We start from the raw sequence: 13,148 nt of genomic DNA on the forward strand, positions 1-13,148 counted from the left end.
GCCCAAAAATTAACATAGAATTTACATACTTTGGTTGCAGAAAGTGAAAATATAGGACTAAAAACAATCAAAAACTACTTTAATTTTATGAAAACATTTACTAAAAGCGCAATGCTTTTATTGTGGTTGGTGCCAATGAGCTTTTTTGCTCAGTCTACTGTTGTGGGGACAGTGACTGATGCAGGAAGTGGTCAACCCATTCCGGGTGTAAATATCATTGTAAGGGGAACATCAAACGGAACATCTTCCGATTTTGATGGTAACTATTCTTTGGGTAACGTCAAAGATGGGGAAAGTATTATATACTCTTATGTTGGTTTTATAGAACAGGAAGTGGCTTACACTGGCCAAGCTACAATAAACATTGTATTAGAAGAAGATGCTGCCGAGCTCGAACAAGTTGTACTTATCGGGTATGGTGCTACCAGAAAAAAAGATCTAACCGGATCTGTTGCTTTAATTACAACAGAAGACTTTAATACCGGTAATAATGTTACGGCAGAAAATCTATTTACAGGTCGAGTTGCCGGTGTAAATATTAATACCAATGGTGGGCCTGCCGGAAATTCTCAGATTAGAATTCGTGGAGGGGCATCATTAAACGCCTCTAACGATCCTTTAATTGTTGTAGACGGTTTGCCAATTAATGATCCTAATGATACGAACAACGGTTCTAGATCAGTCTTATCTGCTATTAACCCAAATGATATCGAATCATTTTCTATTCTTAAAGATGCATCAGCTGCAGCCATATATGGTAACCGTGGTGCTAATGGAGTAATAATTATTACTACCAAAAAAGGAAAAAAGAAATTACAAATAAGCTTAAACTCTAAAACATCTATTAACACACAAACTGATGGAGTTGATGTGTTTTCTGCAGATGAATTTAGAGCTTATGTTGCCGAAAATTTCCCAGATCGTGTTGCTGACCTTGGAAATGCTAATACAGATTGGCAAGATGAAATATATAGAGATGCATTTTCTTCAGACCATAACTTATCGGTAAGTGGTTCTATTTTAGACGCATTACCTACTCGATTGTCTATCGGACGATCAGATCAAGAAGGAATTAGAAAAACATCTAAGTTCGAAAGAACTACAACGTCGCTGTCTTTAAACCCAAGATTATTTAATAATCATCTAAAAATAGATGTAAATGCAAATCTTAATTTTGAAAAAAACAGATTTGCACCTGGTGTAGAAGGGTCGGCTATTACTTTTGATCCAACACAACCTGTTTTTGATCCTAGTTCTCCTTTCGGAGGATTCTTTGAATACACAGACAGTAATGGTTTTGCACAAGCAAACGTGCAAAGAAACCCTGTTGCTCAGTTACTACAAACTAGAAATATCGCCAATGTTAGAAGATATTATGGTAATGCAAAATTTGATTATCAATTACACTTCTTTCCAGATGTAAGGGCAGTACTTAATTTAGGATTAGATACTAGTGAAACAAATAGATTTGAAGAACGATCTACAGAAAGTGCAAATACTTTTAATTCTAATCTAGGAGAATTTAATGGTTTTAAATCAGATACAGATTTCACATCAAAAAATAGATTACTTGATGCCTATTTAGTGTACAATAAAGATATCGGAAATTTAGGAGTTGAAGCTACTGGAGGATATTCTTATCAAAAATTTGAAGTAGAGCGATTTGAGACTTTTGATCAACGCGATCCAAACTTAGAACCAGATGTTACAATAGAACCAGATGTTGTATTATTGGCATATTTCTTAAGAGCCAATTTAAAACTAAGTGATAAGTATTTTTTAAGTGGATCCATTCGTAGAGATGGTACTTCTAGATTTGCTGAAGATGTTAGATTTGGATATTTCCCTTCTGCTTCTTTCGGATGGCAGATTAGTGAGGAGAACTTTTTACAAAATTCTTCTACATTGAGTAATCTTAAACTACGATTGGGATATGGAGTCACTGGTCAACAAGATTTAGGAACATTTGCTAATGGTTATTTAGAACGCTATAGAACTGCTGGTCAAAATACGCAGTATATACTAAATGGAGAAGTTATAAATATTGTGCAAGCTCAATTTAGAAATGAAGATTTAGAATGGGAAAAGATCACAGAATATAATATTGGACTAGATTACGGATTATTTAATGATAGAATCTCTGGAGCAATTGATGTTTTCAAAAAAGAATCTAATGATTTATTATCATCAGCTCCAGTTCCTGATGCTGTAAACTTTTCTAATCAAGGTTTCCAAAACATAGGGAAATTTACCACCGAGGGGGTAGAATTTTCGATAAGTGCAGATATTATCAAAAACAATAACCTGAATTGGAATCTAAGCTATAATGTGACTTTTATAGATCAAGAAATAGAAGAATTAGCATTTGGTCAAGATATTATAACCGGTGGAATTAGCGGGGGAATTGGTAATAATATCCAAATCCAGAGACAAGGAGAATCTCCTTTCTCATTCTTTACTTTTGCTCAAATATATGATGACAATGGTAGACCCATTGAAGGTGCCTATGCAGACCTTAACAGAGATGGTGTTATTAACAATAATGATAGATATATCTCCGGAAAACCAGCGGCTGATATTACTATGGGACTTCAATCTAGTTTAAACTATAAGAACTTTGATTTTAGTTTTAATATGAGAGCTAGTATAGGTAATGAAATCTATAATAATGTAGAATCTCAAAATGCACAGATTGGTAATACTTTTAGAACTGTATTTAACAATACTCCTGTTAGCGTTTTAGAAACCAATTTCACAAATACTCCAAACGTTATTCTTTCTGACTTCTATATAGAAGATGCTTCATTTTTAAGAATGGATAACATCACTTTAGGATATACATTAAGAGATGTAATGAAAGGTGTTTCGAGCCTTCGTCTATGGGCTGGTGTTCAGAATGCATTTGTTATTACTGATTATTCTGGTCTTGATCCAGAAATTCAAAATAATGGTATTGATAATACCATTTTTCCTAGAGGACGCACCTACCTGTTGGGGTTAAACTATAACTATTAAAAACATTGGAAATGAAATTATATAAGAATTTTTTATACGCATTTCTATTTATTGGCATATTCACTTCTTGTGAAGGAGATTTGGATATCGAATTAGAAGATGACGACGACTTCTTGGCAGAAGATGTATTTGCTCAACCAGGAGGTTATGAGCGCGCTATAGCTGGAGTTTACGGTAATTTATCCGTAGTAGGTCTTATAGGACCTGGTACTTCAAACATTGCTGGTATCGATGCAGGTACAGGTAATTATATTAGAGGATTATTTAATCTACAGAATTTATCTACAGATGAAGTGATATTCAATTTTGAAAATGACCCTGGTATACGACAAGTACAGAAAAATAGTTGGGACGCCAATAATGTTCTTGTATTAGGTTTTTGGGCCAGATCAACTTTTGAAATTTCTCTTGCTAATGAGTTTCTTCGTCAAACTACAGATACTAAATTAGACGGACGAGGAGTAGATGCCGCAACAAGAGATGAAATTAGAGTTTATCGAGCAGAAGCACGTGTACTTAGAGCTTTGGCTAATTATCATCTACTAGATTTATTTCGTAGAGCTCCTTTTGCTACAGAAAATGATGCTGTAGGATTTACTAGAGTTCCAGAAATAGAAGGTCAGGAATTATTTGAAAATATAGAATCTGAATTATTAGCTGTAGAAGCAGATTTATTAGATGTAGCACCAGCTAATACGTTACAATATGGTAGAGTAAATAAAGGAGTAGCAAAAATGATTCTTGCTAAGCTTTATTTAAATGCTGAAGTTTATCTAGGTGATGGTAATGGTAGATATGCAGATTGTTTACGACTTTGTCAAGAAATTATTGATAGTGGATATTCACTCACACCAAATTACACTTTCAATTTCCTTGCAGACAATGATACTAATGGTGCCCAAAATGAAATCATTTTTCCTGTTATCGCAGATGGCGCTACAGTAAGAAACTTTGGGGGTGCTGGAATCTTAATTCAAGGACAACAAAATGCTGATGCTTCTCTTCAACCAACACCTGCTTCTTTTGGTGTCGGAGGTTTTGGCAATCTATTTAGAGTACGTAAAGAACTTTCTGAATTATTTGTAACAAGTACATTGTTTCAAAATGATGCAAGAAATAGTCTTGTAACGCAAGACATTAGTGCTGATCCTGATAGTACTGATCCTCCTGTAGATAGAGATATTAATATTGATCCTGACTTTACAAACACGGGTACAGGTTATTTAATGGCTAAGTTTTCTAATTTAACTTCTACAGGAACACCAGGAAAAGATGCAACATTTGTTGATACTGATTTCCCATTGTTTAGACTAGCCGATGTGTATTTAATGTATGCCGAAGCTCAATTAAGAGGAGGTGGTGGAGATCGTGGTCTTGCCCTTGGATATGTTAATGATCTTAGAGAAAGAGCTTTTGGAGACACTTCAGGAAATATTACGGATCCCGAATTAACTTTAGATCTAATCATCGATGAAAGAGGAAGAGAACTTCATTGGGAAGCCCATAGAAGACAAGATCTTATCCGATTCGGTCTATATACTGGTAGTACATATAATTGGTCTTATAAAGGAGGCCCACAGAATGGATCTTCAATATCAGAGAATTTTAAGCTATACCCAGTTCCATCTTCAAGTAGATCAGCAAATCCAAATCTTGGACAAAACACAGGGTTTTAATAAACAATCAAAATTTAATTTATACAGTCATGAAAAAGATATCAATTTTAATATTTGCATTTGTAGCTTCGCTATGCTTCAATGCATGTGTAGAGGACGAAGAACCAACATTTGTAATTCAACCAAATCAATCTGAAGGTCCATTAATTGTTACTGCTAATTCATCAGTGACTCTTAATAAGGATTTAGCAGACGAACAAGCATTTACTATGGTATGGGATGATGCGGGTTATAATATCGATACGCCTATATCCTATTCTATTGAAGCTGGTGCAGCAGGAACAGATTTTGCAACACCAGAACAAATTGCGGTAACAACTAGCCGTTTTTATTCATGGACCGTTGCAGAGCTTAATGGTATTGCATTAACGTTAGGATTAGCGCCAGATACAGAAGCTTCATTTGAACTTCGAGTTACTTCATCATTAGGAACTAGTGGAGGTGCTGCATTGACGTCAAATCCAATTGCCCTTACAGTAACACCATATAACACAGTAGTTGTTCAAAAAGACCTTTTCTTAGTTGGTAATGCTACTGCACCTGATTGGAATAACGGTAGTGAAGCTAGTCAGCACCCTAACCCTGCAATCGTAAGAGATCCTAATAATAAAAATTTATTTACATATACTGGTAAATTTTTAGGAGGATCTAATGCGTTCAAACTTCTTGAAATCACAGGGCAATGGCAACCACAATGGGGAACCAATGATGGTAGCTCATTATCTGTAAATGATGGTACTGGTTCTGATCCAGGTACTTTTAGTGTAGCAACAGACGGTTTCTATACATTAACTGTTAACCTTGACGATAACACGTTTTCTATTGCCGATTTTGATGCTAGTGCTGCCCCGACATTCACAACAATTGGTATTATTGGTGATTCTACTCCTGATGGATGGGACTCGGATACAGACATGACGCAATCAACTTTTGATGAGCATTTATGGTACATATTAGGTGTGAATTTGGTAGATGGAGAAATGAAGTTCAGACATAGTAATGATTGGCCAGGCAACTGGGGAGGTACCACTGGAGTTAGTGGTAATGCTACAACAGATGGTAACCCTCCAAATATCCCTGTAATTGCAGGTACTTATGATATTTGGTTTAATGATCTAGATGGTGGTTACATTTTTATTCCAAGAGGATAGATACTTATAAATTTAAAAAGTTGAAATGAAAAAAATAATAAATATATCAACCAAAACTATCCTCTTACTAGGAGGGTTAGTTTTTGGGTTGACAGGTTGTTCTGATGATGATGACTCTGCTAATACTACAGAAACCATTGTTACTAGTCAGTCCTTAAAGATGGATCTAAACCAATTTAAAAGAGAAGATGCCGGCATATTTATGCAAGCTTTCTATTGGGATGTAGAGCCTAGAGGAGCTTGGTACGATGAAGTGAGTAAAAGTATTGAAGATTGGGCTGCTTCTGGTATTGATAGAATATGGCTAGCACCTCCTGGAAAGGCACAATCAGGTGGTTTTTCTATGGGGTATGACCCTTGTGATTATTTTGATCTTGGTGAATTTGATCAGCATGGCACCGTAGAAACTCGATTTGGTTCTAGACAAGAATTAGAAAACTTAATTCAGAAATCTCATGATAACGGTCTTGAGGTTATAGCAGATATTGTGCTTAACCATAATTCTGGTGGGCAATTAGAAGCAAACCCTAATACCGGAACTGATACATTTACCAAATTTGATCCAGCATCTGGTTTATTTCCTAGAACGTACGATGATTTCTATCCAGATGAAACTGGTGCTACAGATGAAAGCGTTTTTGGAGGATTTCCTGATCTAAATCATACTAAAGAAAATGTACAAAATTGGTTATGGAAAAATGAAAACTCTGTAGCTAAATTTTATAAAAGTATAGGGTTTGATGGATGGCGATTTGATTTTGTAAAAGGTTTTGCTCCAAAATGGGTAACAGCATGGAACGAGGAAGTAGGTGGATATTCTGTAGGTGAAAACTTTGATGGTAATGAACAAGTCCTTAAAGACTGGGTCGATGCATCTGGGTCTCCGGCTTTTGATTTTGCATGTTTTTATAGATTAGATGAAACCTTAGATAGAAATAAGGATCTTACTGCATTAGGTGATGCAGGAAATATGCTAAGAAAATTAGACCCTGCAATGGCAGTTACTTTTACTGCCAATCATGATACCGAAAAAGATGAAAATCCTAATAATAGAATAAGCTATGGAAACAAACTATTGGCCTACTCTTATATCCTTACTCATGATGGATACCCTACTATCTTTTATCTAGACTATGAAGCTTTTAAAGGGCAACTTAAAACCTTGATGGAAATTAACAGTACTCTAGCTGTTGGAGACATTGAGATTCTTGAAGCGAGTAAAGATGAATATATCATGAAAAGAGGAGGTAACGGTACGAACCCAGGGCTAATTCTTTATATGAACATTAGTAAACAACCTAAAGAACGTGTTGTTAAAACAAACTGGATTAATAAAAAACTAGTAGACTATACTGATAACACAAGACTTACTCCTACTACTGATGCAGAAGGTAACACTACCATATATGCGCCCGCAGGAGGTTATGCAATATGGTCGATTACAAAATAATCTAGTAGTAGATATTGACTAATCAACCAATAAAATGGTTAAAAAGAGTGCTAATTTAGCACTCTTTTTTTATTCAAAAAATAACTATCATCCTTCTATTTAATAGATTCACGAATAGAAATAGTATAATAAAAAGTAATTTCTTTTATTTGTAAGATCATTTTACACAAAATCAATTTAATTAAAGACGCTTAATGTCAAAATTTCCATTTTATCGACAAGCAGAATCTAAAGATTGTGGACCAACTTGTATTAAGATAATATCAAAACATTACGGAAGAGTTCTTAATACACAAAAACTTAGGTCATTAAGTGAAACTACCAGAGAAGGAAGTTCACTTTTAGGTCTTAGCGATGCTGTAGAAGAAATTGGTTTTAGATCCTTAGGTGTAAAGCTTTCACTAAAAAAATTAGATGAAGTTCCTCTTCCGTGTATTATACACTGGAACAAAGTACATTATGTCGTTGCTTACAAGATAAAAACCACTCGAAAAGGTGAAATGACCATCTATGTTTCTGATCCCGCACATGGCTTGATTACGTATACAAAAGAAGAATTTGTTAAAGCTTGGATTGGAAATAATGCGGATGAAAATACAGAAGAAGGTGTGGCACTATTATTAGAACCAACACCCAAATTTTATAATGATAATATTGATGAAAAAGATGAGAAGTTTGGTTTCAAATTTATCTCGAAATATGTTTTCAAATACAAGAAATTTCTCTTTCAACTAATTTTAGGTCTAATAGCAGGTAGTTTACTTCAGCTTATTACTCCTTTCTTAACCCAGAGCATTGTAGATGTTGGTATAAAAAATCAAGATATCAATTTTATATACCTGGTTCTTATCGCAATGTTATCACTATTTATAGGTAGAACTCTTATAGACGTACTTAGAAGTTGGATTTTATTACATTTAAGTACGAGAATTAATATTTCTTTGATATCAGATTTTTTTATCAAACTTATGAACCTCCCCATCTCCTATTTTGATGTAAAAATGACAGGGGATTTACTGCAAAGGATAAATGATCATAAACGCATCGAGCAGATATTAACCATGTCTTCGTTAAATGTATTGTTTTCTATGGTTAATCTTATCGTATTTAGCATTGTATTAATTTACTACAGTATACCTATTTTTGGAATTTTTGCTTTAGGAAGTACAATATATTTTGTGTGGATTCTTGTTTTCTTTAAAAAACGTAAAAAACTAGATTACAAACGCTTTTCTCAAATTAGTGAAGAACAAAGTAAAGTAATCGAACTAGTAAACGGAATGCAGGAAATAAAGTTGCATAATGCTGAGAAAAGAAAACGTTGGAATTGGGAGTTTGTACAAGCAAAATTGTTTAGAATTTCTATAGAAAATTTAGCTTTAGAACAATATCAAAGTGTAGGATCTTCTTTTATTAATGAGCTCAAAAACATACTTATTACTGTATTTTCTGCTAAATTAGTGATCGATGGAGATATTACTATTGGTATGATGTTGGCTATAACCGCAATTGTAGGACAATTAAATGCACCTATAGCTCAATTAATAAACTTTCTTCGTGAATTACAAGATGCGCAAATTTCTCTTGAACGTTTAGGAGAAATTCATAATAAAGAGAATGAAGAATATCCGGGAGATGAGAAAATAAGAGAAATACCCGAAAATTCAGGATTTAATATCAAAGATTTAGCCTTTAGATATGTTGGTTCTGATAAACCGGTACTCGAAAATCTTAATCTTTCTATTCCCGCAAACAAAATTACGGCTATTGTAGGTGTAAGCGGAAGTGGAAAGACAACACTTATGAAACTACTACTTAAGTTTTATGAACCTGGAGAAGGGCAAATTTTTATTGGCTCACATGATTTACATAATGTATCGCAAAAATCATGGAGAGATCATTTTGGAGTAGTAATGCAAGAAGGATACATTTTTAATGATACTATTGCGAACAATATTGCTATTGGAGAAGATTATGTAGATAAGAAAAAATTGGCCCATGCCGTAGATGTAGCAAACATCAAAGACTTTATAGAATCTCTCCCACTATCTTATAATACAAAAATAGGAATGGAAGGTGTTGGATTAAGTACGGGGCAAAAACAAAGGCTATTTATTGCCAGAGCAGTATATAAAAACCCTAAATTCTTATTTTTTGATGAAGCCACTTCTGCATTAGACGCAAACAATGAAAAAGTGATCATGGAAAAATTAGATACTTTTTTCAAAGACAAAACAGTAATGGTCATTGCACATAGATTAAGTACTGTCAAGAATGCACACCAAATCGTGGTATTAGATAAAGGAGAAATTATTGAAGTTGGAAATCATACCGAATTAATTGCTAAAAAAGGGAATTATTATAATTTGGTAAAAAATCAATTAGAACTCGGAAAATAATATGCCTGATAATTTAGACGACATACAATTAAGAAGTGAAGAAGTACAAGAGATCTTAACTCGAGTTCCGCATTGGATGATTCGATGGGGTAATCTTCTTATATTAATCTTGGTCTTTTTGCTATTATTTCTCTCTTGGTTGATTAAATATCCAGATGTAATACCTGCTGAAGCCATAATTACAACTCAAATTCCGCCACAAAAAGAATATGCCAAAGTAAGTGGCAAAATTGAATCTATCTTGGTAAAAGATGGCCAAATCGTTCCTGAAGGAACACCTCTTGCCATTTTAAGAAATACGGCTAACTATCTTGATGTATTTAAACTTAAATCTATCATAGATACGGTTACTATTAATAGTCAATCTTTCAATTTTCCTATAAATGATATGCCAATTCTATTTCTTGGCGATATCGAAACAAGTTTTGCAATTTTTGAAAATAGTTATTCTGAATATTTACTTAATAAAGAATTAAGACCGTTTTCTAATGAAGCCTTGGCAAATCAAACTTCGTTATCAGAATTATATAGAAGACAAGAAAGTTTAAGAGGTCAAAAAAGAATTGCAAAAACAGAATTAGATTTTAAAAGAAAAGATTTCAAAAGACAGCAAGATCTATTCGAAAAAGGTGTAATCTCTGCTCAAGAATTCGAAAGTAAAAAAATAGATTTCCTTCAATCTGAAAGAAATTATGAGAGTAATAATGTCCAACTCTCACAAATTAATGAAGGTATTAGTGCAGCAACAAAAACATCCAGAGGCACAGAAATAAATCAACAAAAAGAAGAAATCAACCTACGCAAAAAAGTATTGCAATCTTTTGATCAACTTAAGAAAAGTATTAAAGATTGGGAGCTTCAGTTTGTGTTAAAATCGGATATAGAAGGTCGTGTATCTTTTCTTAATTTTTGGGCACAGAATCAAACTGTTTCATCAGGAGATCTTGTTTTTATTATTATACCCTCTCAAGACTCTTCATATTTAGCAAAGGTCAGAGCACCTTCTCAAAATTCGGGTAAAATAAAAATTGGACAAGTTGCTAATATAAGACTAGAGAATTTTCCTGACAACGAATTCGGAACATTAAAGGGCACTGTTAAACATATACCTTTATTTCCAGACAAAGATGGTTTATACCTTATAGATGTAGCGTTACCTGAAAAATTAATTACAACTTATAATAAAGAAATCCCTTTTAAACAAGAAATGCGAGGATTGGCTGAAATTGTAACAGAAGATCTTAGATTAATAGAACGTTTCTTCTATCAGTTCAGAAATTTGATGGATAAATAATTATTGCTTCAGTTTTTTTAATTTAAGCCTAATTAATCATCTTCTCTTCAAGCAGCTTTGGGTAGTGAGATACTAAATATGCTTCCCTTTCCAGGAGTGCTTTCAACTTTAATTTCACCTTTATTAAGCTCTATTAATTCTTTACAAATTTTAAGTCCTAGACCGGTTCCTGTTTCATTTTGTGTTCCCTCTGTGGTGAAAGTATCTTCGGCGAACAACTTATGGATATGATCTGGATCTATACCAACACCGGTATCCTGAAAGCAGATTTCGTAGCGATCTTCTTTCTCTTTTGATAACAATGCTATAGAGTCACCTGGATTACAGAATTTAATTGCATTAGCTATTAGATTTTGAGCTACGATATCAAACATATCCTTATCTGCAAATATCATTGTAGAATCTAATTTATTAATTAGTTTAATATCCTTTTGTTCTGCTTTGGGTTTAAAAAATGTAAATTTACTACCTATAACCTCAGCAATATCAAATGTGGTTGGCTGAGCATTAAGTTCTTTCATTTGAGACTTTGACCAATTAAGCAAATTATTTAATAAAATAGAAGTCTGATGAGTTCTATTAGCAAGTATTGGCACAATCTCTTTAAACTCTTCTGTAGAAATGATCTCTTCTTTCATAAGATTAAGACTACCTTCTAAACCGTGAATTTCGTTTTTAAGGTCATGAGAAATTATTGAGAACAACTTATTTTTAACCTCATTAGATTCATTTAATTCTTTTATATATCTTTTTCTTTCTTTTCTTGTTCTAATAATCATAATTAGAAATACAGATATGATTAAAAATATCCCGATACTAATAAATGCTAACAATCTATACGTAAACAATGTCTCTTTGGTCTGTCTTTCTCTTTTTTCTTGTGCATCAATTACCTTAAGCTGTTCTAACTCTGCTTTGTAATGCGATTCAGTTTTTTCAATTTTTCTGGCTGTTGCTTCGGAGCTACTTTGATTAGATAATTCTTGATATCTTTTTTGCCAAACAAAGGCTCCTGCAAAATTACCTTTTGCCGAATCCAATTTTGCCGCATATTGATAGTTTTTGAGCAATAAAGGTGTCATTCCTAACGCGGCAAACTCTCTTCTACTCGCACTAAGTAGGTTTTCTGCCTTTTTAAAATCTTTAGTTTCTATCGCTATTAAACCTAATTGTTGTTTTGCATTAATTAGTAAAGGTTTCCATTGTGCTATTTTACCTGTTACCAAGGTTGAATCATAATATTTTTTTGCTGTTTTATAATCTTTATTAAATAAGGCTACTTTTGCCAGTATGCTATAGGATTGGGCCATACTCCTACTATTATTATCCTTTTTACCAATGTCTAAAGATTCTAATAATATACTTTTAGCACTATCTGCCTTTTTGTTATCAATATATAGAAGAGCAAGATTATTCATCATGATACCTACTCTATCTAATCTCTTTTTCTTTTTAATAATTATTGACTTATTGTAATATTTTTTTGCAGATTCAAAATCTCCTAAAGCTGCATATACATTCCCTAAATTATTAAAACTATTAGAAAGGCCAACACTATCTTGCTCTCTCTCATATTGTGTATTTGATTCTAGTAAATACTCTGCACTTTTTTCAAAATTTCCTCTTTTCTGTTCTATAATAGCTCTGTTATTATTTGTAGTAGCAAGGCCTAAAGTGTACTTAATCTTATTAAAATATACAGCTGCCATTTCATAATGCCTAAATGCTTTAACACTTTGATCAACAGAGTTATAAATGGTTCCTATTTGATTATGCATATCCCCTATTCCTTTATCATATCCAATATGCTTAGAAATTTCTAAAAGTGTATTACTATAAGTTAGTGCTTTGTCAGATTCTTTATTATTAAAGAGATTTTGGACCTCACGACGAGCTTTTTCAAAATGAAGAGTGTCGGAAAGCGTTTTTATTTCTGGAATTATATCATCTAATATATGCTCTTGCGAAATACAATTTGCATACGATACTAGTAACAATACGAAGGTTAAGCAGGCTTTTTTCATGTAGTCTATTTTAGGGCTTTAATAGATTAAATGCTATTTAATATCTGCAAAATACACAAAATATTAATATTTTATCATTTTTGTAGTACTATTCTTTCATTTATTTTATGGTTTTACCATAATTTTAGTACGTTTTAAA

At 33.1% G+C, this 13,148-nt stretch carries 7 protein-coding genes; 6 read left to right on the top strand and 1 reads right to left on the bottom strand.

Annotated elements, in window-relative coordinates; all coding sequences use genetic code 11:
* Window positions 1-87: 87 nt before the first annotated feature.
* The 6 genes from AWE51_RS06790 to AWE51_RS06815 all read left to right on the top strand — a co-directional run bounded on the left by AWE51_RS06790 (window position 88) and on the right by AWE51_RS06815 (window position 10,985).
* Window positions 88-3,015 (top strand): SusC/RagA family TonB-linked outer membrane protein, encoded by a 2,928-nt coding sequence (locus AWE51_RS06790; RefSeq protein ID WP_066311667.1) that lies wholly within the window; start codon window positions 88-90, stop codon window positions 3,013-3,015.
* Window positions 3,016-3,026: 11 nt separating this feature from the next.
* Entirely contained in the window at window positions 3,027-4,691 is a 1,665-nt protein-coding gene (locus tag AWE51_RS06795) for a RagB/SusD family nutrient uptake outer membrane protein (RefSeq protein ID WP_066311365.1), read from the top strand.
* A gap of 29 nt (window positions 4,692-4,720) precedes the next feature.
* The gene (locus AWE51_RS06800; RefSeq protein WP_066311367.1) at window positions 4,721-5,842 is read left to right on the top strand and encodes a SusE domain-containing protein; all 1,122 of its coding nucleotides are present in this window, start codon (window positions 4,721-4,723) and stop codon (window positions 5,840-5,842) included.
* A 25-nt stretch (window positions 5,843-5,867) separates the two neighbouring features.
* Window positions 5,868-7,292 (top strand): alpha-amylase, encoded by a 1,425-nt coding sequence (locus AWE51_RS06805; RefSeq protein WP_066311368.1) that lies wholly within the window; start codon window positions 5,868-5,870, stop codon window positions 7,290-7,292.
* Window positions 7,293-7,486: 194 nt separating this feature from the next.
* Complete coding sequence (locus tag AWE51_RS06810) at window positions 7,487-9,691, top strand: peptidase domain-containing ABC transporter (protein WP_066311371.1); 2,205 nt, start codon at window positions 7,487-7,489, stop codon at window positions 9,689-9,691.
* A 1-nt stretch (window position 9,692) separates the two neighbouring features.
* Entirely contained in the window at window positions 9,693-10,985 is a 1,293-nt protein-coding gene (locus AWE51_RS06815) for an HlyD family secretion protein (RefSeq protein WP_066311374.1), read from the top strand.
* Window positions 10,986-11,032: 47 nt separating this feature from the next.
* On the opposite strand, the gene AWE51_RS06820 is transcribed toward AWE51_RS06815, so the two are convergent.
* A complete protein-coding gene (locus AWE51_RS06820; protein ID WP_066311377.1) occupies window positions 11,033-13,009 on the bottom strand; it encodes a tetratricopeptide repeat-containing sensor histidine kinase in 1,977 nt (658 codons plus the stop codon).
* Between the last annotated feature and the right edge of the window lie 139 nt (window positions 13,010-13,148).

The sequence above is a fragment of the Aquimarina aggregata genome (assembly GCF_001632745.1).
In the GTDB taxonomy this organism is placed as follows: Bacteria; Bacteroidota; Bacteroidia; order Flavobacteriales; family Flavobacteriaceae; genus Aquimarina; species Aquimarina aggregata.

Coding starts and splice junctions, on each gene's coding strand:
- AWE51_RS06790 (WP_066311667.1), top strand. CDS start 88: ATGAAAACATTTACTAAAAGCGCAATGCTTTTATTGTGGTTGGTGCCA.
- AWE51_RS06810 (WP_066311371.1), top strand. CDS start 7,487: ATGTCAAAATTTCCATTTTATCGACAAGCAGAATCTAAAGATTGTGGA.
- AWE51_RS06805 (WP_066311368.1), top strand. CDS start 5,868: ATGAAAAAAATAATAAATATATCAACCAAAACTATCCTCTTACTAGGA.
- AWE51_RS06800 (WP_066311367.1), top strand. CDS start 4,721: ATGAAAAAGATATCAATTTTAATATTTGCATTTGTAGCTTCGCTATGC.
- AWE51_RS06820 (WP_066311377.1), bottom strand. CDS start 13,009: ATGAAAAAAGCCTGCTTAACCTTCGTATTGTTACTAGTATCGTATGCA.
- AWE51_RS06815 (WP_066311374.1), top strand. CDS start 9,693: ATGCCTGATAATTTAGACGACATACAATTAAGAAGTGAAGAAGTACAA.
- AWE51_RS06795 (WP_066311365.1), top strand. CDS start 3,027: ATGAAATTATATAAGAATTTTTTATACGCATTTCTATTTATTGGCATA.